Genomic DNA, 24,906 nt, shown 5'->3' on the forward strand with positions numbered 1-24,906 from the left:
GCAACGGCGCTCAGCCAGCTCCGGGCCCGGATGGGGCGGATTGCCGACGGGGCGCGATGCCGCGAGCATCATCCGGTGCTGAACTAACGAACTGCGGTCGCGGCGGCGGCCGAGTACCTTGCGCAGCAGTTTCCGAGCCGGGTCGGCGTGATCCGGGTCTGGCCGGAGCCGCCTTCCTCGACGGCAATCGACTCATCGTGCCGTACAACACCGTCGATCTTCTGGATCACGGCATGGAAGACGCCGAACTGGCGGGCAACATGCCGATCTCCGTCGACCTGAGAACCGGGGAGTGCGACTTCATCTCGTGGAATGCCGTATGGCTATACCGAAGCATGGGGTTCGTCGTGTGACGGCTGGCGCCTGCACGTCCAGACTGTGCCCTCGCTGAGCGGCAGGTCGCCAGTGCAGGGCACCGGAACGGTCTGCCGTTGCGACGGCCCAACAGAACGGGACTATGGCACAAGGAGCCCAGCAGGTCGCCCAGAAGCCCATTCGACTCTTATCTGCCGTAACCATCCCACCTCGCTGCCCTACCCGGATCCTGGGTGCGCCTATGGAACTGTCCTCCCGCCCACTGTGTGGACGACCAAACCTCCGGCCATCGGCGAGGCATCGGCAGGGGTACCCGCCAGCAGGTCGATGCCACCCGATGATGCCTCCGCCTCGGCGCCGTCCGGCTCCAGGCCGAACCGGTGCGGCATGGCCCGTCATCGGACCCAGCTCACATCCACGAGAGGGGAACGCTGTACCCGCCCACGGGGCGGGGTACAGCGTTCCCCTCTGGCACAAGTGCCTCACCTATCGGCGAAGCGCCTGCCGACCGGTGCTACGTCCAGCCCTTAACTGCGACCCCGTCCTGGGTTCAGTATCGCGGATCGAGAGAAAAGCAGCCGTCACATCTCGAGCCATCCAGATGGATCATCGCAAATACTCCGGAGATGATTTCCTCATTTGTGGCGCCGGGCGTGTCCCATTTTCCCCGAGTCGAACTGATCGCGCGAATCCTCTGCCCAATAGCGATACCGATCTTGTTGTTCACCATATCGATACGCATGTCACGGCTACCGTATGTGGACGTGCCGTTGTCATTAGAACTGAATTCGTGGGCGTACGCCAAGTCGAGCGCATCTTCTGGACTCACGCCATTAGCAACCATGTATGCCATCCACAGGCCGTGATGTTTCGCATTCCAGACCTCGTCGTCGTACTGCCACTTCAAACCATCTCTGGCTTTCCATTTGTCTTTAGACGCTTTAGCGTTCTTTTCTGCAAAATCTCGACCATCTCCGGCGATTTGGCACGCAAAAGGTCCTACCTTCAGGCACCAGCCCTTCTCGTAATCAGTGCCGAACTGGCAAAAACCTTGGCCATGGTCGCAATATGTTTGTGTTGTCAATGTCCCGTAGCGCCATGCATTCACTGCCGTTTGGTTGCCGAACCGGACCTCTTCCGGGGTCAATTGGCAGCTTCCGGGGCACCAGGCGGGTCCATTGATCGGGCACTTGGGCGCGCATGGCGCATCTTCCTTTACGGGCTTGCCCTTTGCCGTACGGGCCGGCGCGCCAGTGTTTCTGTATTGATGACACCCGATGTCGCCGCAGTCGATCAGCCCGCTTGGATCGCTGAAGGTAGTTGGGTTGGCGCGGCTATACAGGTATGGATTCCACTGGCCAGGGTCGTTGAGATCAAGCAGCGGATCGACTGACGCGAACCGCCCGAGCCCCGGATCGTATTCTCGGGCACCGAGGTGAACGAGCCCGGTGGGATCCTTGATACCGCCGACGTACCCTCTGTCGCCGGTGAACAGCCCCTGTGCACCTCGGTCCTCGCCGTACGGCATCGTTCGGTTGCGGACGACAAGCAGTTGACTAGCGTCGATCTGCACCTGCTGGGTGCCGTGATGGTCCTGGACGGTCCATTTGAGCCCGGTGGCATTGCGGACGGCGTTCGCGTAGAACCGCGTGCCCAGTGGTGCGCCTGAGGTCTTCAGTTCGAGTTCGGTGCTCCCGAGGTAGAGCTTCGTGCTGTCGGCAGCTCGGGTGATGAGCCGGGCGCCTTCGGCGTCGTACACGTAGGCGATCGTGTTGGTGCCCTCGGCCAAGGTGGCCAGGTGTCCTTCGCGATCCCAGGTGAGATCCTGGGTCACTCCGGTCTCCGTCTGCCGGTGGCGGGTGTTGCCGGCAGCGTCGTAGTCGAAGGCCCTGGCGCTGGCGCCTGCCAGCGGTCCTGAGGCGTCGACCTGAGTCAGCGTGTGGGTCTGGCCAGAGGTCGCGTAGTGATATGTCCATGCCGTGTCAGCGGCGGGGCCCTTGTCGACTTGGCTGAGCCGGTTGCCGACGATGTCGAAGCCCCACTGACGCCAGTACGGATCGGCTCCGGCTCGCTGCGGAGTGGCGCAGGAGATGCTCGCCTCGGTCCATGCCTGTGTCAATCGGCGCAGGCCATCGTAGTCGAAGCATTCGGCCTCATCACGGATGCCGTTGGTCTTGCCGGCGATCCAGGTCAGGTTACCGGTGGCGTCGAAGTTGTACTCGGTGGTGAACTTGTCGTCGAAGTTGGCTGGGTTGGACTGGTTCTGTGTGTCGATCTGCTGGGCTCCCAGTCGCCCGGTGGCCTCCTGGTAGCTGTTTGTCTGGCGCAGCTGTTTGCCGAAGGTGCCGTGCAACGTCTGGTCGGTGGCCCCGTCCCAGTGGTAGTCGATTCGGGCGAGGTAGTCGTCCACGCCCTTTATGGTTGCGGGAAGGCCCTGGTCGGTGTACGTGGTGGTGACGGTCTCCAGCGGCAAGCCACCGACGGGCTGGCCGCCGTTGATCGTCGGGAGGGTCACCTTCTTGGTCGCGCCGCTGTCGGTGTACTGCGTCGATGAGGTGTAGGTGCCAGCCAGTGCGCCATTCTGTGCTGACGCCGGGATGGTGATGGTCGTCTGGGTAGGCCGGTAGCCGTCGTCGTAGGAAGTGACCGCGCTGACGTAGGCGAGTCCGTTGTCATACCGGGTTGAGCTGGTCGGCTGGCCTAGTGCGACCGTGTCCCAGGTCCATGCGGCGCGCAGTGCGCCGGTGGAGCTGGTGTCGCGCACCTCGATTTTGCGTCCGAGGTTGTCGTAGACGTAGGCCAGGACTTGACCCCGGCCGTCCTGGCTGGTGAGAAGCTGTCCAGCGTTGTCGTACTGTTTGACGGTGGTGCCGGAGTCAGGGTCGACTGTGGTGGTCGGCCGGCCGAGCATGTCGTACTGGTATGCCCAGTGGTTGTTGGCCGGGTCGGTGACTCCGAGAAGTTCGTTGCGCAGGCTGTAGTCGTACTTCGTCGTGTCGTAGCCCTGGCCCGCGGTTAGCGGCAACGTTCCCAGCGATGTGAACGTCGTGGCGTTACGTGTCCAGCGCTGCAGGGCGAAGTCGCCGTCGTCAGCGCCGAACAGGTCGGGTTTGCCGTCGCCGGTGAAGTCGCCAGCGGCAAGGTTGACCCGGTTGGACCAGCCGGTGAGCAAGTCCGTACCGGTGGCGAAGGTGCCGTTGCCATTACCAAGCCACTGGCGCAGCATGCCATCGGCGGTGCGCACGGCAAGCAGGTCAGTTTTGCCATTGCCGTCGACATCGGCTGCGACCAGGTTCTTGTATCCGGCCCAGCCACCAGTGACGTCTGTCGGTCCGCTCAGGGTGCCTGCACCGTTGCCCGTCCACAGCTGCAGCATGCCGTCCGCGGACCGGACAGCGACCAGGTCGGCTTTGCCGTCGCCGGTGAAGTCGCCGGCGGCGAGTTCACCGTGCCCGCTCCAGCCGTCGGCCAGCTTGCTGTTGGTGGGGAACCCGCCAGTGCCGTCGTTGGTGTAGCGCCACAGGGCGCCGTCGGACTTGCGGACGCCGATGAGGTCTGGGGCTGTGTCGCCGGAGAACTCTCCGGCGGTCCAGTCCCGGTACTGGTTCCAGCCTGTGCCAGTCGGCTGGCTGAAGGTGAAGGTGCCGTCGCCCTTGCCGGTGTAGGTTGCACGGAAGCCCTCGCCAGGACGGATGGCCACAATGTCGGTCTTGCCATCCTTGTTGAAGTCGCCTGCGACGAGGTCCTGGTAATCAGAGAAGCTATGGAACTGGCGCTTCTCGATCACACTGCCGCGGTCGTCGACGATGTTCTGGGTGGGTGTGCCGCCTCGTGGGGGAGTGATCGTATTGCGATCCCAGCTGTAAGCGGTGCTCGTCTTCCACTGCAGCACGTTGCGTGACCACGTTTCGTCGGTCAGCTTCCGGCCGCGACCGTCGTAGGTGTAGCGGGTCTGCCTGTCGACCTGGTCGTCACTGAACGTCTGCCGGACGGTGCCAGGAAGCGCCGTGTCGTCGTTGAAGGTCGATGTGCTGACCACTTGTCCACGGTCGTCGTATTTCGTGTCGGCGATTACCCGCTGGTTCGGCTTGGCCGCTGTGGTCGCCGGCGACGGTCCCTGCGTCTGCACCACGTGCATGAAACCGTCGTACAGCTCGTAGGAGGTGATCTGGTTGCCGTTGGGACCGAGCACCTTGGTCTGCACCGTCGACGGTTGGCCGGCCGTGTTGGACAAGACGTAGGCGTAGCTGGTGTCTGGCAGGCCACTGGCATTGCCGGGCTTGGTGACCGAGATCAGTCTTCCCATGGGGTCGTAGGTCGCCGTTGTGATCTTGTTGTTGGCGTCCCTGACCTGGACAGCAAGACCCCGGTAGGCGTCCAGTGTCGTCGCAACCACATGCCCGGCCGCGTTGGTCACCGAGACGGACGTGATACGGCCGTCGGCGTTCTGGGAGTAGGTGCTCTGCGTCTGCCGACCGAGAGCGTCCTTAGTCGAGGTGACCTGGCCGTTCTGGTCGTAGGTGACTCCCTGAGAGGTGATGACCCAGCCGGTCCCGTCACTGGCGTCGGACTGGGTGACATTCCCTCGGCTCGGCGCCGCCCCCCAGGCACCCGTGTCGTAGTAGTTGCGGGTGTCCGACAGCAGGTCCGCTGGGATCGTCGGGGTGACGCTACACAGCTTGCTGACCGTCTGCGTCCGGGATACGAACGAGTACATGTTCGCGGTCGGGGCGTCGGCGTAGGTGTACCGAGTGCAGGTGTCCTGGCCGGTACCCGGCGCGTACTCCTGCTGGCTGTCCACCAGGCGACCTGCGGTGGCGGCGGTCGTGCTGAACGTCTGGCGTACGACGTCGCGGGTCGACCAGCCCGTTCCGGTCCACTCCCAGCGGATCGTGTCCTGGTCTCGGGTAATGTACGTATGGTTGACTGGCGGTGTCGCCCAGTCCGTCAGGGTTCGCGTGCCCGTGGTGATCTCCCACGGTTCGGTGCGGACCATCTCTACGGCGGTGCCACCGGCCTGGTCGTAGGTGGCCTCCTGGAGCTGGTGCCCGGCGCGGTTCTCCAGGTCGTACCAGACCAGGCCCATGCCGTCGGTGATGGTGACCGAGCGGGTGCCGGTGTCGGTGGAGTCGCCGTGCAGGCCGCGGAAGTACAGGTAGCTCGTCTGCGACCGGGTACCCGCCGCAGGTCCGGTCGTGACGGTCACGTCGGTGTAGCCACGCCAGCTGCCCCATGACCGGCCGCTGGGTGAGCCGAAGACCGCCGCGCCGTCGTCGTGGGCCCACAGCACCTTCGTGTTCGACGACGCCGTGGAGTAGGCGTAGGCGGTCGTGACCGGCGGGGAGCCGCCCACCAGGTCGGACTCGACCACCTTGATGACGACGCGTTTGTGCCACCAGGACCAGCCCGAGCTGGTGCCGGAGGGGTTGGTGTACCACTGCGGGAAGCAGCGGTGGGTGTTGACGTCCGGGTTCGGGAAAGTGAGCGTGCCGCCGAAGACGCAGTCGGCGCCGTCACCGTAGTTGTTCGCGTCGTCACCGGAGTACGTAACGTCGATCTGCTTACCGCTCTCGGTCTTGATCTGCACGATCCGGTACTTCATGTGCGAGGCCATGCTCGCACCCGGGTCGTAGTCGGCCCGGTTCTGCGACCGCCCGCCGCCGGAGGTGATCGCCGGGAACTGCAACGACGGCAGGGTCGCGGTCCCGCCGACTTTGCCCGTGTGGGTGATCTTGTTCAGCCACAGCACCGGCGACAGCGACGTGCCGGTCGACGGGAAGCTGTGCTCCAGCGCCCACTCGTCCACCGTCGCGTACACACCGCCCGACAGCACCTGCGTCTCGATCTTCGACAGCCGCTTGGTCGACCAGAAACTCGGCACCATGTTGTTCGAGCACGGCGCCGCGGTGCACTCCAGGTCCCACGGCGTGTCCGGCCAGTTCGCCTCGTCGTGCGTACTACACGACGCGGTCAGACAGCGGTCGCTGTAGGTGAAAACCACCTGCGCCCGCGCCTTCACCGTCGCCGCGTCCAGCACCTTGTTCGTGCCGTACTCGATCCGCACCGGCCGGATGTCACGCCGGTAGTTCTGCGTCGTGTTCGCACTACCGTTCAGAGCAGTCCGGTTGTCGGTGCTGGAGTAGAACAGCGTCATCTCGTTGTTGTTGCGGTCCAGGACGTAATCGAGCATCCACCGCATCGCCTGCTGCGAGCACCGCGACGACGACGCGACCCCGGTGGTGTTCTGACACGGCTCACCGGTGTGGTTGGCGAACACCGGCACCCACTGGACCGAACCCGTGGTCGCACCGGTACGCATGGTGTGCTGGCCGAAGAAGTACTGGGTTCCGTCACGGGTGGTGACCTTCCAGTACTCGTTGTCGTCCTTGTCCTGGTTGGAATCCAGCACGCCGTGAAGGAGCTCGACCTTCTCCCCGTCGCCGTCCTTCAACCGCCACGTGCCGTCGTCACCCCACACGATGTCCGACGACTTCCCGTTCAACATGATCGTCGCATTGTTGCGGCGCCAGCACAGGTCATTGTGGTTCAGTTCCGGGAACAGCGGCGAGTAGCCTCCGTCGGTGCTGTCGCCGTCCTCGGCACAGGGGCGGTAGGTGCGCTCGATGAACCCCGGCGAGTAGGACCAACCCTCACCGATCACACTCGGCTGCGTGTTCCCGCCCGCGGTCTGACCATCCACCGCAGCCGAGCTGTAGTTCAACGCCACCTGCGGCGTCAGGTCGCCCGGCACTGGCGGCACCTGGATCGGATAGGAGTAGGTGAAGTCGCCTGCGCTGCCGCCCGCCGACCACGACGACGACTGCTTCAGATCCGACTTCGTGAAGTTGCCGGTGTCCGACGAGGCGCCCGAGGTAAGCAGCGCCACCAGGACTCCGTTGGCGCCTGCGCTCTGGCCTTCGACGGTCCGCGCGCCGACGGTCGGCGCCTGCGCCGGGCGGTCCAGGACGATCTCAGCCGAGACCTGCCCGGCCGTACCGTCGTTGACTGATCGCAACGGCGTTGCCACACCGCACGCCGCCGCCTGTGGCGTGGTCAGCGCACACGGTGGCACCTGCGACAGTCGCAACCGCCATGCCCAGTCGGCGCCATAAGCGTGCGCGAACGAAGAGTAGTCCAGGCCCAGCCGCACCGCGCCGCCGGTCGTACCGTCCGTGCGCGACACCCGCATCAGCAGCGTCGCGCCGACTGCCGCAGCCTGCTGCCTGGTCAGGACCTCAACCTGCACCGAGGCTGGCTGATCGGCCGCACTCCGCAGATTGCGGACCGCGAGTCCCGACAGCACATCGGGGATGTTCTCGACCGCGGTTACCGTCACCGGCAGCCCCCCGGGCGCAGCCGATCCCTTGGCGCGCGATCGTCCGTCGGCGGCCAGAGCCATCCGGATGACCGACTTGCCTGCCTGCGGCCACGTCACCGCAGATGGCTTGAACGCCTCGGCAAGCGTTCCCGACGCCGGCAACTTCACCGTGCCGGGCCGGACCGGAACCGACCGATCCACCGCCACTCCGCCAGCGGGCGCCGCAGCAGCAGGCGCCAACGGACATACCAGCCACAACAATCCGGCTGCCAACGACGATGCCAGCACGAACGGAGTCCGATGCAATGGCCTCGCACGTCTTGATGACGCAGACACGAGTTCTCCCCTTGAAGATTTGTAAGCGGGGAGACCTTAATGATCACAAAGGAGGGCCACAAGGGTGCGAATCCGACATGACCAAAATGACCCGAGCTTCATTGTCAATCGTTGCCGGCCTGTGACCCGACCCCGGTCAGAGGCACTCTTGACAGCGCCGTCTAGTGCTATGTGCCAAGTAGGAGCCTCGGAGCGCCCCTTGTTGTGGCCTCGTTTGCGCTAGTTTGGTGTCGTCGACGCCGTGGTGCCCTCCCGCTATCGGTATGTCCCGACCTGCAAGGCCGCGGCGTCAGCACCTCGCTGCTCGCGGCGGCGCTGGAGACCGCCGGAGATCATGGCGCGCCAGCCATCGGTCGTACCGGACCGCCGACCGGATGCCGACGGATCCGAAGGTACGCAGGGTCGGCCCGGCGGGGCGACCCATAGGATCCCGGACGTGTCCGACCTTGCAGCGCGCTTCGCCCGGCTCGCTTCCGAGCGCGACTCTCGAAGGGCAGCCACGACCGCGACTGTTCAGCGCTGGAACTGGTATACCTGGCCGGGACTCGACCTCCGTCCACTGCACTTTCGAACGGGACCTGATCAAGGCCGGCCGCCGACTGGACGCCCGACCGCCGGCCGATCGGGACGTGCTGCGCATCGGGTTCGACGCCGTGGGCCAAGCCGTCGTGACCGAGGAGTACAGCGGCTTCCTCGACGGCCGCCTGTACTACGAGACGTTCGTCCGCCGCGACGGCGACGTGGTCGAGAAGGCGCACTTCGATCCTGACGGGCCTGTCTACCTGCACGAGTACCGCTACGTGGACGGGTTGATGCGCTCGGCCGACCTGGTCGCGCGGCGCGGTTCGGGGCGGGAGGTGTACACGTACAACGATAGGAGGATCAGCCGCGTCGACATCGAGCATGACGACTGGGCGCGTTCGGTGCTGACCGCCGAGCACGACGACCGCGGCCTGGTCCGCGTCCTGGAGGACATGGGCCGCCGGTCCGAGGTGCGCTATGAGCGTCCGCCGACCGGATTCGACCTCGACGCGGCATGCCGCACCATCGAGGACGCACTGCTCACGCTGATCCCGGACACCGCGGCGAGCATGGCGGTCGACGGGCCTGCCGCCTGCCTCGCGCTGAACTACGGATCGGATGTGCTGTCCATCGAGCTCTGCGCGGCCACGGAGGGGGAGCGCGCCGTCCTGGCGGCGGTCGACCCCCAGGCCGCCTGGGCGCCTGCCGACTTCGACGTCGGTATCCACGTCAACCTAGACAACATAGCTTCGGTGCGGCTGGTTCGGCAGGAACTCGCCCTGCTTGACGCCGACGACCTCGATGCCGCCGCCGGATCCGAGACCGGCCGGCGGCTGCTGTGCGCCGTGGCGGCCCGGCTCAACCTCCACGACTGGCCGGACACCCTGCCGGTCACCGACGACTTCGTGGTGTACCCGGTGGACCTGGAGCTAGTCGACCTGGAACGGAACCTGGCCGACTGCCTGCCGCCGGACCGGCGCCCGGCTACGCGACCGTGGCCTGCTGTGACCGACCTCGGCCGCACACATCACGTATCCGGGAGCGCCGACACTCGTCGGTGAAGCTCCCGCAGGACGCACGGCCGGGATACACCTTCCGGGATCTCAGGCGTCGGCGGCGGCCTGGACGAGCGCCCGGATCAGCGGAGTCTCGTGCGCCGTGAGCCACACCAGCGCCCACTGGGCGGGCCGCGCGTCGCGGATCGGCACGTAGACGATGCCGGGCCAGGCATAGAAGCGGGCGGCGTCGTCGACCACCCCGCAGACGATGTCCCCACCCGCGACGAGGGCGATCTGCTCATGCCAGTTCGACACCGCGGGGCCGCGGGCGATGGGGCGGCCCGACGGGGTGTGCCGGGGGTGGAACGTCTCCTCCATGGACTCGGGCACCGCGGTGCCGGTCAGCACCGTGCAGTCACCGAGGTCCTCCCAGCACACCGACTCGCGTCCGGCCAGCGGGTGGCCGGCGCCGACCATGAGCATGACGTCGCAGCTATGGGTGACCGGGCCGACGGCGACGTCCGGCTCATGGACCGGCAGCCATACCAGCGCGACGTCCACCTCGCGGGCCCGCAGTTCGTCCAGCGGCGCGGTCGGCTGGATGTCGCGGTGGCGGACCTCCACCGCCGGGTGGCGGGTCCGGTAGCGGTCGAGCAGGTCGGCGATCCGCCACGGCTGCGCACCCATGGCGCCCACCGTCAGTACTCCGTGCACCCCGCCCGTGTTGGCGGCGACGGCGCGCAGACCGTCCATGATCTGCCGGTATCCGGCAGAGAGTTCCTGGTAGAGATGCTTTCCCGTGGGAGTCAGCCGCACGGTGCGGGTGGTGCGCTCGAACAGCGGCGCGCCGATGCGGCGCTCCTGCTTCTTGATCGCCTGACTGACCCGGGCCGGGGTCACCCGCAGCCGCTCGGCGGTACGCCCGAAATGCAGCTCCTCGGCCAGGGTCAGGAAGATCTCGATATCCCGCAGTTCCACGCCGTCCCCCGCTCTGCTGGGCGCCAGGTCGACGGAGTCTACCGATCTTGCCGTCGCCGTCCGGCCGCGATTCGCCAGACCCCCGTTGACCTGCTGTTCCGTCGCAGCAGTCAGACCCCTTATGGGTTCTGGCTCACTTTTCGTGAAATGGAAGGTGTCGGACGGGCGGGGCGGTTCGGTCACGCCGCCAGTCTGTGAAGCTCGGCGCGCAGGTTGCGGACCACCGCGAAGGCGGCGTCGGGATCGTTGGTCTCCTCCCACAGCTCGACCCATTCGGAGTCTGCGGCCAGGACCCGGTCCAGGGCGCGGACCGCCAGCGCGGGCAGATCCACAGGCACTTCCAGACGGTTGCCGTCGGTCAGGAAGTCGGGAGCATACGACGACGCCAGCGCAACACCGCCGGGCAGTTGCGAGACGATGACGGCAGCGGCGGCGACAGCCCGCTCCCCCTCGCGGGAGTCCAGGAAACCGTTCTCCTCAGCTGCCTGCCGCAGAGTCTGGCGGATGACGCCGACGCGTTCGGCGGGATCGGCATCGTGCAGGTTGCCGCACCAGTCCGCGGCGCCGTCGTTGTCGAACGGGCCGATGTCCCAGGTCCCCATGCCACGCCTCCGGGCTCGCGATGTTGCGCGACTTTAGCGCCCGGGTGCGACATCGTCGGCGCCTGCCACCGAGCACGGACCGCGGCAGAGTAGCGCGATCGTCACGGCTGGCATCACCATCCGGCACCGCGCGTGCTGCTTGAAATGACATGCCGGGGAGACCAACCCTCCGCTACGCTCGACGTCCGCTGACAACCCAGGGTGACGGCATGGGCATCGATTACAGCTTTCAGGTGTACGTGCACCGACGCGACGTCGGTCGCCTAATCACGGCGGTTGCGGCGTTGTGCTTCCGGCGGGAGACCGAGTGGACCACTGTGGCCCTGCCCGACGGTACGTCGGTGGTGCTCCCCGCCACCTGCCGCTTCGAGGCCGGCCGGACAGTTGACTTGACCGACGTGGTCGCGGGCCGCGACCGTGCGAGCTTCGACCTGTCGCTCTGCTTTCCGCAGGACGGTCCACTGCGTGCATACCGCGACGACGAGGCGGGTCATGTCGACGTCGCGTGCGCTTGGCCGGACGGCACCACCCGGGTCCGCGTCGGCTACGTCTATCTCACGGTGTCCGACGGCTCGTCACTGCTGCCCGACCACTGGATCTTCGACTTCACACCGGCGACCAGCGGCCAAAGCCGGCTGTTCCTGTCGTCCCCGTCCGTCAGGCAGACCTTCGCGACGCTCGCGCTGTCCGTCGGCGGGCCGTTGTGCCTGATGGATGTCGAGGAACGATTCAACATCGTGGTGACGGCACACGACCGGCAGATCTCCACGCAGGTCCCGGGACCGTGCCTGCTCTGGGACACATACGCCCCCGAAGACGAAGCGTACCGCGAGCTGCTGGCGCGGCTTGCCGGGCAGCCGCTGGCGACGACACCGGAATGGATCGTCGGCCCAGGCCACGCGGACTACGAGGCATTCCTCGACAGTCTCACCCGCAACTCGCAGGTCACCGGGGCGGTCCACTGAACGAAATCCCGGTGGATTCCGGGGCACCCGCCGCCGTCCGCCGGCGACTATCCTGCGGCGATGCTCAAAGACTGGCGGGTGAACGCGCTGTGGCTCGTGTTCGGGACTGTGGCCGTGGTGTCGGGGGCGCTGGCTCTGCGCCGCCCTGAGTTCGACCGGCTCGCCGATCTGCATGTGTACGTCGGTGCGGTGCGGCAGGTGCAGTCGGGCCGTCCGCTGTACGAGTACGCCGCCGACAACGGCGACCCGTTCACGTACCCGCCGTTCGCGGCGCTGGTGCTCTGGCCGGTCGGGTGGTTGTCCGAGTCGGTGACGCGCGTGCTGTGGCTGGTGGCGGTCGTCGTGGCCGTCGTGGTGATCGCCGTGGCGCTGGCGGCCCGTTGGGACCGCGCCGACCGGCGGCAACTGTTCGCCGGGGTCCTGGCCTGCGTGCTGATCGTCTCCGCGCCGGTGCAGAGCGATCTGCGGTTCGGCCAGATCAGCATCTTCGTCGTCGTACTGACGCTGCTCGACGCGCTCGAGATCACCCCCGCCCGCTGGCGCGGCGTGCTCGTCGGCCTGGCCGCCGCGATCAAGCTCACGCCCCTGCTGTTCGTGGTGTTCTTCCTGCTCGCCGGACGCCGCCGGGATGCGCTGCGGGCCGCTGCGGCGTTCGCCGGGTGCGCCGTCGTGGCGGCGGTCGCGCTGCCCGCAGACAGCCTGCGGTTCTGGACCACGTCGCTGTTCAGCACCTCGCGGGTCGGTGACATGGCGTCGCTGGGTAACCAGTCGCTGCACGCCATCCTCGGCCGGGCCGGCATCGGCCCCGAGTACCGCCCCGTGGTGTGGCTCGTGCTCGTCGCCGTGATCTGTGCCCTGGCCCTGTGGCGGGCTCGCGGTCTGGCCACCGAGGGCCGCCGGGCACATGCCGCGGTGCTGGTCGGCTGCGCCACCATCGCCGCGTGCCCCGTGTCCTGGACCCACCATCAGGTGTGGACGGTGCTCGCCGGAATGCTGCTGGTCGCCTCAGCCGGCTCGGCCCGGCGGGCCGCGGGCGCATTCCTGCTGGTCATCATGACGCTGTCGGTGAGCAACCTGGCCATCGAATCGGCGACCACACCCGGCCTGCAGTTCGTGTTCAGCAACATCCGCGGTATCAGCGTCGCGGTGATCTGCTGCGTCGGCCTCGGCGGCGCCCTGACCGCTCGCAAGGCTGCCCGGGAGAACGCCGTCACGCCCGGGGCGAGGTCGGTGTGGGCACGCGGCCTGGCCTCCGCCGCAGCCGGCGTCGCGGTGTTCGCGCTGCTGCCGCTGCCCCCGAGCGTCGACCCCGGCCTGCGGCTCGACGACTTGGACCAGACCCGGCAGGTCTTCTCCCAGATGTCCGTCTGCTGGGGCGACAGTGCCGGCGGGTGCAGCCGGGACGGCACGCAAGGTGGGCTGTTCCTTCTCAACTACGAGGTCGGGTCAGACGGGGAGCGGGCCAGCGTCGACGGGTGGGTCAGCCCCCGGGTCGCCCGGCTGGCGATGCGCACCGCCCCCGGCGCGCCGCTGCACTTCGTGCCGATCTGGGACCTCGGCGGCGGGGAGCGGGTGTTCAGCTTCTCCGGCACCAACCTCTACTACGCCCAGTTCCTCGCATTCGACGCCGACGGAAGACTGATCGAGAATCCGCCCCGGGACCTGTGGAAGTAGCAGAGACCACTCAGGTGAGCCCGAGACACCAGGTGGGCAGTCCTACGCGACTCTCCATGGACTTGACCCGCGGCCTGCCGGCCCTGGAGACGTGGATGATCAAATGTGGCCATGACAGCTCTCTCGTGGCGTGACGGGGTCCAGGAACTGCGCAGACTGGTTACGGCGGAAGGTGGCGACCCGGATCGCATCCAGGACGTGAACCTTGCCTGGCGCGCTTTCCGGGCGTTCCTCGCGATCCCGCTGGATGGCCTCTTCGACCGCTGGGGGAACGACGTAGAGGCGGACACGCTGGTCGTAGAGTTCGGCGTCGCCGAATGGCCGGACGGTCCGCCGGCGTTGTTGCTCGCTCGGCGTTTCGCCATCCCTGCCGTCGAATGGCGCGCCGGAGTGCCGGGTGAACCGTCAGATGCAGAGGATGACATCGATCTCCACCTCGCGGATACCGTACAGATCGAGATGGAGATGACGTTCCCTCACGGTACCTGTGTTGAGGCCGACGAATATTGGACAGCAATGGGCAGCGGCGAATTCGACACGGCAGATCTCGTCGAGGCCGGGAACCTCATGACCGGGCTCCAGCTCGGCAGGCCGATGACCAGCAAGATAGCCCTGGCCAACTGCAACTGATGAGCCATTGACGATCTACACCCGCCGGGCCGTCACGTCCACCTGCGACGGACATGATCCGCGAGACAGAACCTTGCCGTCTATCTTCGGCGGAAGGGAGCGATGAGGCGGCGAACGAAGGCGGCGGCACCCCAGTCATCGTCGCCGTGGGCGATGGTGCTGAGCACCTCGCGCAGGAACATCAGCTCCATGCGGTCGCGCCAGCCGTCGTGCAACGGCGCGACCTCGGCGTATGCGTCGAAGAAGCGCTCCTTGCCCGGCTCTGCCGGCGAGCACCACAGCATTCCCAAGTCCACCTCCGGCCATGTGTATGACACCGCCGGGTCCACCAGCACGGGAGTGCCGTCATGATCGGCGAGTAGGTTTCCGCTCCACAGGTCCCCGTGGGTGAGTGTCGGCGGCTGGGGCGGCACCAGTTCGGGCAGCGCTTCGCACAGGTGCTCCAGCGCTTGGCGTTCCGCCTTGTCGAACGCCGCCACCACGTGGGGTTCAGGCAGCCAGCGCAGAATACGGCGCTGCGCGAAGAACCTGTGCCCGTCGTCGTGCCAGGTGTTGTCCTGCCGCATTCGGCCCAGCCAGCCGTCGCGATGCCAGCCGAAACGTGGGCCGATCGCCGTGGTGTGCATGTCCGCGATCATCCGGCCGAGCGCCTCCCAGTATTCGGCGCCTCCGCCACGAGGACGCACCGCCGCCAGCACCAGCACTTCCGGTGCGGCTATCAGTACCTCCGGCGTCGCGGCTCCGCCGAGTTCCCGCAGCGCGCGCAAGCCCTCGGCTTCCGCCTCGAACAGACCGTCGAGCGGCACGGCGAGCGTCTTCGCGAACACCTGCCGCCCGTCATCGAGGGTCACCACACCTGCGGTGGCGATGACACCGCCCCTGGCCGGCACGACCGCTCGAACCGGAAGGCCCAACGCAGCCAACCTCCTGCGCAGCAGCTCCTGCTCTGTCACTGCGGCCTGCCAGACATGGGCTCATCGGATCGCGACCCGAGCGGCCCGATGAACGGCGGACACGGGATGGAGCAGGGCCTGCCGGAGACCCGGACGCGAGACGGCCGGTAGATAAGAGGATCTATAAAGCAAGATGTCCGATCGCTTTGTGCCAGGATCTGTACGCAGGGAAGGGAGCAGCACATGTATGCGACGGTACGTCGTTATGAAGGTGTGGCCGACCCTCGCGAGGCAGGACGGCGCGTGCAGGAGGGGTTCGTCCCGATCATCCGCGCGGTTCCGGGCCTGCTGGCCTACTACTGGGTCGACGCCGGGAACGGCGTGATGGTGTCGACGAGCGTCTTCGAGAGCCGGGCCGGCGCGGAGGAGTCGAACGCGAGGGCCGCGGACTGGGTGAAGGACAACCTGGCGTCGCTGCTGCCGAACCCGCCCCAGATCGCGGCGGGTGAGGTCGTCGCCCACTGGATGCCGTAGCCGGCCCTGGGCGGCGCTGACCGGCACCGGACTCGCGTACCGCCCGGTGCCGATCAGCGTTTGCTGCCTGGGTCAGCAGCCGATGCGGGTGGAGCCCCAGGCGATGTCGTCGAACCAGAGGCGGTCGGCGCCGACGCCGTAGCTCTCCCAGCCCAGCCGCAGGTCGGTCAGGTTCGGCCGCCAGTTGGCCCGGGTGAGCCACTGCCGGTCCACGTCGGCGGTGGGTACGCCGTCGACGCGCAGGCCCGTCACCTCGCTGCCGTCGGTCCAGGTCTGCACCTGCCCGGCGGGGCCGTCGACGCGGATCTCCATGCACACCCAGCGGTCGACCGGCAGCGGGCGGCTCTGCGCCACCCCGGCCGGGCTCTGCTCGGGCAGTGTCGCGTCGTCGGACTGGCGGTTCCACTGCAGTGCCGCGTTCTGGCCGCCCACGCGCAGGTCGCGGTTGCCGTCGGCGGCGTCGCGCATGGCCAGGAAGGTGACGTGCGACGCGGGCAGCGCGGTGGTGTGCCGGACGTAGAACCGGCCGAACCATACCCCGTTGAGCGGGTTGAAGTTGCGCGTCGACTTCAGGAACACGTGGTTGCAGTACCCTTCGGCGCCGTCGACCCGGATCGAGCGCGTGCCGGTGCGGGCCACGGTGCTGTCGACCACGGCGGTGCCGGTGCCCTGGCAGTCGGGGTAGGCCAGTGTCCACGCCCCGGACGGGACGGTGCCGGTCTGGTCCTCGAACCCGTCGCACCACAGCGCACCGGTGCAGCCGGACGGCGGCGGCCCGGACGGCGACGGGCTCGCCGACGGGCTGGGCGAGCTGCTCGGCGACGGTGAGGCGCTGCGTGACGGGCTCGCCGACGGGCTCGGTGAGCTGCTACGCGACGGGCTGGGTGAGGCCTGGCTGGCCGACGGGGACGGGCTGGTGCCGCAGGGTGCCCCGTTGACGGTGAACGCGGTCGGGGCGGTGTTGTTCGCGGTCCAGGTGCCCTGCATGCCGAACTCCAGGGACGCCCCGGGCGCGAGGTCGGCGTTGTAGGCGAGGCTGGCGGCGGTGACGGCGGTACCGGACTGGGTGACGGTGGCGTTCCAGGCGTTGGTGATCTTCTGGTCGCCGGGCCAGGTCCAGCCGATGGTCCAGCCGTGGATGGCGGCGTCGCCGGCGGTGAGTTTGACGTATCCGACGAAGCCGCCGGTCCACTGGTCGGCGCGGTAGCTGACCTGGCAGGCGGCGGCCGCGCTGGCGGCGGGTGCGGCGGCGACGACCGCGCCGACGCCCGCGGCGGTGACGGTGGCGAGGATCGCGGCGGCGGACGCGCGCCATCGTGCGGACAGGTGCATGGGTGGTCCTTCCGGGAGGCCGCGCGGCCGTGGCCGCGGCGGCGGGGTGCGCTCGTGGACCAGCCGGCGCCCGGTGCGCGGCTGGGGCGGAACAGCCCCGGCTCCCGGATCCGTCTCGCCGCACCCGCAGCGAGCAGACCTGATGGATGAGTGTAAATGTCACTACGCGCGGCGTCCAGCGATGCTTTATCCACTTTCGCGTGATCAGGGCCACTGGTTAGGGTTCGGGCATGACGACGCAGCGTGATCGGCGGCAGGTGTTCGGCGAGGTCGCCGAGGCCTATGACGATGTACGGCCGGGCTATCCGGCGCAGGTGCTCGACCTGATCGTGGCGTACGCGGGGCGGGTGCCCGCGGCGGTGGTGGAGTCGGGGGCCGGGACGGGTAAGGGCACGGCGCTGCTGCGTACCCTCGGCGTGCCTTTGACCTGTGTGGAGCCCGACCCGGCGATGGCCGCGGTGCTGGCGCGGCGCTTCGCCGACGACGACCTGGTGTCGGTGGTGGTCAGCCGGTTCGAGGACTGGACGCCGCCGCCGGGCGGGGTGGAGCTGCTGGCCAGCGCGCAGGCGTGGCACTGGGTCGACCCTGCCGCGCGCACCGGCCTGGCCGCCGCCGCGCTGGCGCCCGGCGGGGTGTTCGCGGTGTTCGGCCACGAGTTCGGGTTCGCCGACGACGGGCTGCGCGAGGCCATGGACGACGTGTACGAGCGGGTCGCGCCCGAGATCTCCGACCGGGTGGACCGGGCGCACCACGTGCAGCCCGCGGACTCGTTCGACCCCGACGAGCTGAGCGGCGGCGGCCTGTTCGGCGACGTCCGGATGGAGGAGGTCGTCACGGTGCTGCCGTACGGGACGTCGCGCTACCTCACCCTGCTGACGACGTTCTCCCGGCACCGGCTGCTGCCCGAGCCCAGGCGCGCCGCGCTGCACAGGGCGCTGGCCGAGGTCATCGACGCCCGCGGCGGGGTGGTGGAGCAGAAGCTGACCACCGTCGTGTGCCTGACCCGTCGGATCGGCTGAATCCGACGGGACATTCCCGGAGGCCGACACAAGCTTGATTTCTTCACTACTCCTATCTAAAGTTGTTCATCGTGGCTAGGGTTTACCGGATTTCGGAGTTCGCGGAGCGTATCGGCCGTTCCGCGAGCACCGTGCGCCGGTGGGAGGCGGAAGGCCGGATCGCGGCTCGGCGCACCTCCACCGGGCAGCGATACTTCGACGAATCCGACGTCCTTGCCGTACTCGCCCCGGGCTTCGCACGAGACGACCGTAAAGTGATCGTCTACTGCCGGGTGTCGTCCGCCGGTCAGCGCGAGGATCTGGCGTCGCAGCGCGCCGCGATGGAGATGTTCTGCTTGGCCCGGGGGCTGGCTGTTGACGAGTGGGTCAGCGAGATCGGCGGTGGCATGGACCTGTTGCGGCCGAAGCTGATCGACATCATGAGCCGCGTCAAGGCCGGGCAGGTGTCTACGCTGGTCGTGGCCCACGAGGACCGGCTGGCCCGGTTCGGCTTCGACTATCTGGCCCACGAGGCCGAAGCCGCCGGATGTGAGGTGCTGGTGGCCAATCAGGAGTCGCTGTCCCCGCAGGAGGAGATGGTCGCCGATCTGCTCGCGATCGTGCACACCTTCTCATATCGGCTGGACGGGCTGCACCGATACGCGAAGTCGATGAAGACCGATGACCTGATCGGAAGGTAAACGTGAAGGTCACCCGGATCGCGTACTCGTACCGGCTCAACCCCGGCAAGTACGCCCGGCTCGAAGAGCAGGCGCGTCGTCTGGGCCGGGTCCGCTGCGGGGTCTGGCAGCGCTACGGCTCAGTCGCCGGGGCCGCGCTGTCGGATCGGCAGGTCCGGGACCGGTGGCTGGCCGAGGGCACGCATCACACCTTCGGGGTGCTGGCCAACGCGTGGAAGGAGACGGTCCGCGACGCGATGGCCGACATCGCCGCGAACCGGGCCGCGGCGAAGGTGAGGGTGCGCCGCGCGATCGGCCGCCACACCAGCGACCCGGCCGAGCAGAAACGGCTGTTCACCGAGCTGAGAGCCGAACGGTGGACGGCTGATCCTTACCTGGCCCGGCAGATGCGCCGCCACTGGCGACGCGGTCGCAACCGCATCCGCAACCAGATCGTGGTCCGCGCCGATCAGCACAACACCAGGGCCGACGCCCGCGGCCGGCTGTGGCTGGCCGTCCCGGGCCTGCAGCAGCGCGCGATGGTGCGGATCCCGCTGAACACCACTGTGGCACCGTCAGGCACGCTGCGCCTGATCCTGCGCGGCGGCCGGGTGGAGATCCACTACCAGATAGACGCCGCCGCCATGCCCACCTCGCAGCGCCCCTGTGGCGCTGGGGCTGTCGGTGTGGACAAGGGCTACACCGAGGCGCTGACCGACTCCGACGGCGGCCGTCACGGCACCGGCCTGGGTGCGCTGCTGACCGCCGAGTCCGATCGGCTCAAGGAACGCAACCGGCGACGGGCGAGGCTGCGTTCGATCGCGAACTCGGCCGCCCAGCGCGGCGACCGGGCCAAAGCCGACCGGATCGGCAGGAACAATCTCGGCACCGTGAAACGGGACCGGCAGGCTGCCAGGCATCGGGCCCGGGTGCGTACGGAGATCTTCACCGCCGTGCACGCCGTGGTCGACAAGGCGTCCAAGGTGATCGCCGAGGACCTCACCAAGACCTTCACCGGGCGTAAGCCGCTCGGCAGGAACCTGAACCGACGTCTCGCCGGGTGGACCAAAGGTGTCACCGCCGAGGCGCTGAAGAACGTGTCGGAGCGCAGAGGTTCTGCGCTCGTACACGTCAACGCCGCCTACACCTCACAAGTCTGTCACCGCTGCGGCAGCCTCGGCCGCCGCAGCGGGGACAGGCTTCACTGCACCGTGTGCGGGGTGGTGTGGCAGGCCGACGTGAACGCCGCGATCAACGTCCTGCAACGACAGGGTGATCCCGACATCACCCTGCACACCCCGCACCGCGTGGTGAAGCAGATCATGCAGACACGGGCCGATCGCCACCGGAGCAGACTGCCGCTCCCGGACTCCAGCCTGAGCATCCAGCAAGCGGAGAGCGAATAATCCGAAGGCCTCACCCTGTGTTAAACAGGAATGAGAAACCAAGGAAGCAGTTGAATAGTTTAGTAACACAACTTAGTGTCTGACCTATCCGCAGTCGTCACTGCGCCGCGCGCCGGTGTCCGGGCCCACCGCCGCGCCGCGCAGCCCACCAAGCGAGGAAAGGTCCATGACGCAACCCCTGAAGCGGTCTGCCCGATGGAAGATCGCCCTGCTCGCCAGCGCCGCCACCGTGCTGGCCGCCGTCGGCGTGAGCCTGGGCACCGGCGCGTACGCCGCCGCCGGATGCCGGGTCGACTACTCCGTCCCCAACCAGTGGCCCGGCGGCTTCACCGCCAACGTGGTGATCAACAACCTCGGTGACCCGGTCAACGGCTGGAACCTGGTCTGGACGTACGCCAACGGCCAGAAGGTCACCAGCATGTGGAGCGCGAGCTACACGCAGCCCGCCGCCACGGTCACCGCGACGAACATGTCCTACAACGCGGCCATCCCCACCAACGGCTCCGTCCAGTTCGGCTTCAACGCCTCCTGGTCGGGCACCAACACGGCGCCGACCGCGTTCACGCTCAACGGCGTGGCCTGCACCGGCGCCCCCGGCTCGCCCAGCGCGTCGCCGTCGGCGTCGCGCTCTGCCAGCCCGTCGCCGTCGGCCAGCCCGTCCACCAGCCCTCCCCCGACCGGCAACGCCATGGCCACGGTCGCGGCGATGCAGCCGGGCTGGAACCTGGGCAACTCGCTGGACGCCACCGGCGCCGACGAGACCTCGTGGGGAAACCCGCTCATCACCCAGGCCCTGATCACCAACATCAAGGCGCAGGGCTTCAAGAGCATCCGCATCCCGGTCACCTGGGGCCACCACCAGGGCGGCGCGCCGAGCTACACCATCGAGGCCGCGTACCTGGCCCGGGTCAAGCAGGTCGTCGACTGGGCGCTGGCGGCCGACCTGTACGTGCTGATCAACGTGCACCACGACTCGTGGGAGTGGATCGCCAACATGCCCGGCGACCACGACAACGTGCTCAACCGGTACAAGGCGATCTGGACGCAGCTGGCGAGCACGTTCAAGGCCTCGTCGGCGAAGCTGGTGCTGGAGAGCGTCAACGAGCCGCAGTTCACCGGCAGCTCCGGCGACGCGCAGAACGCGCAGCTGCTCAGCGAGCTGAACACGTCGTTCCGCACGATCGTGCGGCAGTCCGGCGGCGGCAACGCCACCCGGCTGCTGGTGCTGCCGACGCTGCACACCTCCGCCGATCAGGCGCGCGTCGACGAGCTGGTCAGCACGTTCACGGCGCTCAACGACCCGAACCTGGCCGCGACCGTGCACTACTACGGGTTCTGGCCGTTCAGCGTGAACATCGCCGGGTACACGAAGTTCGACGCGACCACGCAGCAGGACGTGACCGACAGTTTCGACCGGGTCTACAACGCCTTCGTGGCCCGCGGCATCCCGGTGATCATCGGCGAGTACGGGCTGCTCGGCTTCGACCGCAGCACCGGCACGATCGAGCAGGGCGAGAAGCTGAAGTTCTTCGAGTACTTCGGCTACTACGCGCGCACCCGCAAGCTGACCACGATGCTGTGGGACAACGGCCAGCACTTCGGGCGGACCTCGTTCGCGTGGAGCGACCCGGAGCTGATCGCGCAGCTCAAGTCGAGCTGGACCGGCCGTTCCGGGACCGCAGAGACCGACCAGGTGTTCACCGCCAAGACCGCGGCCATCGGGGCGCGGACGGTGGCGCTGAACCTCAACGGCGCGACGGTCACCGCGGTGCGCCAGGGCAGCACCAACCTGGCCCAGGGCAGCGACTACACGGTGTCGGGCAGCCAGCTGACGTTCACGGCCGCCGCGCTGACCCGCCTGTACGGCAGCCGCGCGTACGGGGCGAACGCCTCGGTGCAGGTGGTGTTCTCGCAGGGGGTGCCGTGGCGGATCACGTTCCTGACCTTCGACCCGCCGCAGGTGTCCAACGCGACCGGGACGACGGCGTCGTTCGCGATCCCGACGCAGTTCCGCGGTGACACGCTGGCCACGATGGAGGCCAAGTACGCCGACGGCAGCAACGCCGGGCCGCAGAACTGGACGCCGTACAAGGAGTTCGACTACACGTTCACGCCGAACTACGCCGCGAACACGATCACGTTGAAGCCGGAGCTGTTCAACGACGTCAGCGACGGCCAGAAGGTGACGCTGACGCTGCACTTCTGGAGCGGCACCCTGGTGACGTACTACGTCACCAAGTCGGGCAGCACCGTGACCGGCTCCGTGAGCTGAGTCGGCGCCGCGTGCGGCGGGCCGGGGGGATTCCCCCGGCCCGCCGTTTTCGTGCGGGTGGAAGTGGCGCCTTTCGTGCGGGTGGAAGTGGCACATCAGTGATCTTGACTGGCTACATTAGACACTGTTGAATGTAGAATCATTTCACCCTCACCTTCATTCCTGAAAGGCGTTTCCATGGCGTACACCCTCCGCCGCGGAACCATCGCGACCGTCCTGACCCTGGTCGCGGCCGCCACCGCAAGCGTCACCGGCGCCGGCACCGCCGACGCGGCCACCGCCAAGACGCTGACCACCTACTCGTTCCAGGCACAGCAGACCGGGTACTGGTGCGGCCCCGCCGCCACCCGGCTCGCCCTGACCCAGCGCGGCTACGCCCCCAGCCAGAGCTCACTGGCCTCGACGCTGCCCACCGACGTCAACGGCACCGACTCGATCACCCAGGTCATGCGCGTGCTCAACAGCTACGCCAACGTCAACAACTGGTACGAGCACAAAGTGGTCAACAACAACAGCGCGGCCGAGCAGAACCTGCTCAAGTACGACATCGTCTTCGACGTCGACCGCAACTACGCGCTGGTGCTCAACGTGCGCGGCGGCCGGACCGACACCGCCGGGACCTACCACAACTACCCCGGCGGCCACTACCTGACCGTCGTCGGCTACACCAGCTCCGGCGCGTACGCCGTCATCGAGGACGTGGCCCTGGGCAGCGGGCACCGCTACACCATGAGCCTGGCCAACCTGTCCTGGTGGGTGTGGAGCACCTCCGGCTACACCGCCTGACCCTCCCCGGACACGGCCCCGGCGGGCACGCCGACCCCGCCGGGGCCGACCCACGCATACAATTAAGTCTCTCGATGTCCTTCTTCCGTCCGGAAGCACTCCGAGGAGGCACGATGCTCAACTCCCGATCACCGCTGGCCATCGCCTGCCGCGCGCTGGCGGTCGCCGCCATCGCCGCGGTCACGGTCCCGCTCGCCCTGGCCACCCCCGCCGCCGCAGCCACCACCGCCCCCGCCATGGTCATCGGCAGCGACTTCCCCGACCCCGACGTCACCAAGTTCGACGGTGTCTACTACGCCTACTCCACCAACAACGGCAACGGCAACGTCCCCGTCGCCTCCGCTACCTCCCTCACCGGACCCTGGACCCGCCGCGGCAACGCCCTGCCCACCCTCGGCTCCTGGGCCAGCGGCGGCCTCACCTGGGCACCCGACGTGTCCCGCCGCGCCGACGGCAAATACCTGCTCTACTACACCGCCCGCAGCGTCAGCGCCGGCCGTCAGTGCATCGGCGCCGCCCTGGCCACCTCCCCCACCGGCCCGTTCACCCCGATCGGCACCCAGCCGCTGATCTGCAACGGCGCCGAAGGCGGCGACATCGACCCGTCCAGCTACACCGACACCAACGGCGCCCGCTACCTGCTCTACAAGGACGACGGCAACGCCATCGGCCAGCCCACCAGCCTGTGGCTGCAAGGCGTCGCCGCCGACGGCGTCACCCTCCAGGGCGCCCGCGTCGAACTGCTGCGCAGCGGCCGCGCCGAAGAAGCCGGCGTCATCGAAGCCCCGGTCCTGACCAAGGTCGGCACCCAGTACGTGCTGTTCTACTCCCTCGGCGGCTACGGCGGCGACGGCTACCAGACCAGCTACGCCACCGCCACCGCGCTGACCGGGCCGTACACGAAGGCATACCGGTCACTCATCACCACCGACAGCGTCAACGGCACCGTCCGCGGACCCGGCGGCGCCGACGTCGTCCGCGACGCCGCCGGGGACTCCATCGTGTTCCACGGCTGGATCAACAACTACAGCGCCCGCGGCATGTACGTCGCCGCCCTCGGCTGGGCCGGCGGTTTCCCGGTCGTGCGCGGCAGCCGCGTACGCACCGAGACCGAACGCGGCACCCTCAACCACTGCGACATCCGCGACACCACCACCGCGTCCCAGGGGCAGGTCGTCGCACACATCGACTACGCCGACAGCTGGGTCGAACTGAGCGTCTTCGCCCCCCGCGCCGGCGGCTACACCGTGAACGTCGCCTACTCGGCCGGCTTCGGCGACGCCCAGCACACCCTCACCGTCAACGGCGGCTCACCGGTCACGGTGAACTACCCGGACACCGGGTGGGAGACGTGGCGCCAGGCCCCGGCCGGCGTGACGCTCAACGCCGGATGGAACACCGTGCGGCTGACCTTCCTCAGCCGCTGGGCCGAGCTGGACTACATCGAGGTGGCCTAGTCCGGCCCCGCCGCACCGGCTCCTGCTACGCGGCGGAGACGGTGCGGCGGCCCCGCTTCCGACGTACGGCCTGCGCCTGGGCGCGGATCGCGGCGGCTGCCTCATCCCAGGTACGCTGTGGGAACAGCGGCCTCGTGGCTGCCTGCCCGCCGCACGTCACCGGATTCCTGCTGTGCGCCTGCGGTAGGTTGGCTGCCACATGGAGGAACT

General features: G+C 68.0%; 17 protein-coding genes. 12 read left to right on the forward strand and 5 right to left on the reverse strand.

Going from position 1 to position 24,906, the window contains the following annotated elements; genetic code table 11:
* Positions 1-197: 197 nt before the first annotated feature.
* The gene (locus tag Cs7R123_RS23255; protein ID WP_212829834.1) at positions 198-353 is read left to right on the forward strand and encodes a hypothetical protein; all 156 of its coding nucleotides are present in this window, start codon (positions 198-200) and stop codon (positions 351-353) included.
* A gap of 512 nt (positions 354-865) precedes the next feature.
* Here the strand turns inward: Cs7R123_RS23255 and Cs7R123_RS23260 are convergent.
* The gene (locus Cs7R123_RS23260) at positions 866-7,834 is read right to left on the reverse strand and encodes an FG-GAP-like repeat-containing protein (RefSeq protein ID WP_212829835.1); all 6,969 of its coding nucleotides are present in this window, start codon (positions 7,832-7,834) and stop codon (positions 866-868) included.
* Positions 7,835-8,598: 764 nt separating this feature from the next.
* Between Cs7R123_RS23260 and Cs7R123_RS23265 the strand changes: the two genes are divergently transcribed.
* Positions 8,599-9,552: a hypothetical protein gene (locus tag Cs7R123_RS23265; protein WP_212829836.1), complete on the forward strand. Its 954-nt coding sequence runs from the start codon at positions 8,599-8,601 to the stop codon at positions 9,550-9,552.
* A 42-nt stretch (positions 9,553-9,594) separates the two neighbouring features.
* Here the strand turns inward: Cs7R123_RS23265 and Cs7R123_RS23270 are convergent, their stop codons facing one another.
* Positions 9,595-10,467, reverse strand: coding sequence for a LysR family transcriptional regulator (locus Cs7R123_RS23270; RefSeq protein ID WP_212829837.1), 873 nt, complete (start codon positions 10,465-10,467; stop codon positions 9,595-9,597).
* Positions 10,468-10,646: 179 nt separating this feature from the next.
* Entirely contained in the window at positions 10,647-11,069 is a 423-nt protein-coding gene (locus Cs7R123_RS23275; protein ID WP_212829838.1) for a DUF4259 domain-containing protein, read from the reverse strand.
* Between the two features lie 209 nt (positions 11,070-11,278).
* On the opposite strand from Cs7R123_RS23275, the gene Cs7R123_RS23280 reads away from it, so the two are divergent.
* The 3 genes from Cs7R123_RS23280 (at position 11,279) to Cs7R123_RS23290 (ending at position 14,338) form a co-directional block, all read left to right on the forward strand.
* Positions 11,279-12,034, forward strand: a complete 756-nt coding sequence (locus Cs7R123_RS23280) for a hypothetical protein (RefSeq protein WP_212829839.1) — start codon at positions 11,279-11,281, stop codon at positions 12,032-12,034.
* Positions 12,035-12,094: 60 nt separating this feature from the next.
* Positions 12,095-13,708 carry a glycosyltransferase 87 family protein gene (locus Cs7R123_RS23285; protein ID WP_212829840.1) on the forward strand — a complete coding sequence of 538 codons (1,614 nt, stop codon included), beginning with the start codon at positions 12,095-12,097 and terminating at the stop codon, positions 13,706-13,708.
* Between the two features lie 111 nt (positions 13,709-13,819).
* Positions 13,820-14,338 carry a hypothetical protein gene (locus Cs7R123_RS23290; protein ID WP_212829841.1) on the forward strand — a complete coding sequence of 173 codons (519 nt, stop codon included), beginning with the start codon at positions 13,820-13,822 and terminating at the stop codon, positions 14,336-14,338.
* Positions 14,339-14,418: 80 nt separating this feature from the next.
* Here the strand turns inward: Cs7R123_RS23290 and Cs7R123_RS23295 are convergent, their stop codons facing one another.
* Complete coding sequence (locus Cs7R123_RS23295) at positions 14,419-15,291, reverse strand: fructosamine kinase family protein (protein WP_212829842.1); 873 nt, start codon at positions 15,289-15,291, stop codon at positions 14,419-14,421.
* Between the two features lie 243 nt (positions 15,292-15,534).
* Between Cs7R123_RS23295 and Cs7R123_RS23300 the strand changes: the two genes are divergently transcribed.
* Positions 15,535-15,765, forward strand: coding sequence for a hypothetical protein (locus Cs7R123_RS23300; protein ID WP_212829843.1), 231 nt, complete (start codon positions 15,535-15,537; stop codon positions 15,763-15,765).
* 72 nt (positions 15,766-15,837) lie between these two features.
* Here the strand turns inward: Cs7R123_RS23300 and Cs7R123_RS23305 are convergent, their stop codons facing one another.
* Complete coding sequence (locus Cs7R123_RS23305; protein ID WP_212829844.1) at positions 15,838-17,097, reverse strand: cellulose-binding domain-containing protein; 1,260 nt, start codon at positions 17,095-17,097, stop codon at positions 15,838-15,840.
* 230 nt (positions 17,098-17,327) lie between these two features.
* On the opposite strand from Cs7R123_RS23305, the gene Cs7R123_RS23310 reads away from it, so the two are divergent.
* The 6 genes from Cs7R123_RS23310 (at position 17,328) to Cs7R123_RS23335 (ending at position 24,696) form a co-directional block, all read left to right on the forward strand.
* Positions 17,328-18,116 carry a methyltransferase domain-containing protein gene (locus tag Cs7R123_RS23310; RefSeq protein WP_212829845.1) on the forward strand — a complete coding sequence of 263 codons (789 nt, stop codon included), beginning with the start codon at positions 17,328-17,330 and terminating at the stop codon, positions 18,114-18,116.
* Positions 18,117-18,187: 71 nt separating this feature from the next.
* The gene (locus tag Cs7R123_RS23315; RefSeq protein ID WP_212829846.1) at positions 18,188-18,796 is read left to right on the forward strand and encodes an IS607 family transposase; all 609 of its coding nucleotides are present in this window, start codon (positions 18,188-18,190) and stop codon (positions 18,794-18,796) included.
* A gap of 2 nt (positions 18,797-18,798) precedes the next feature.
* A complete protein-coding gene (locus tag Cs7R123_RS23320) occupies positions 18,799-20,181 on the forward strand; it encodes an RNA-guided endonuclease TnpB family protein (RefSeq protein WP_212829847.1) in 1,383 nt (460 codons plus the stop codon).
* A gap of 166 nt (positions 20,182-20,347) precedes the next feature.
* Positions 20,348-22,453, forward strand: coding sequence for a cellulase family glycosylhydrolase (locus tag Cs7R123_RS23325; RefSeq protein ID WP_212829848.1), 2,106 nt, complete (start codon positions 20,348-20,350; stop codon positions 22,451-22,453).
* A gap of 177 nt (positions 22,454-22,630) precedes the next feature.
* Positions 22,631-23,239, forward strand: a complete 609-nt coding sequence (locus Cs7R123_RS23330; RefSeq protein WP_212829849.1) for a C39 family peptidase — start codon at positions 22,631-22,633, stop codon at positions 23,237-23,239.
* A 113-nt stretch (positions 23,240-23,352) separates the two neighbouring features.
* Positions 23,353-24,696 carry a family 43 glycosylhydrolase gene (locus Cs7R123_RS23335; protein WP_212829850.1) on the forward strand — a complete coding sequence of 448 codons (1,344 nt, stop codon included), beginning with the start codon at positions 23,353-23,355 and terminating at the stop codon, positions 24,694-24,696.
* The last annotated feature ends 210 nt before the right edge of the window (positions 24,697-24,906 follow it).

The organism is Catellatospora sp. TT07R-123, assembly GCF_018327705.1.
GTDB lineage: Bacteria > Actinomycetota > Actinomycetes > Mycobacteriales > Micromonosporaceae > Catellatospora.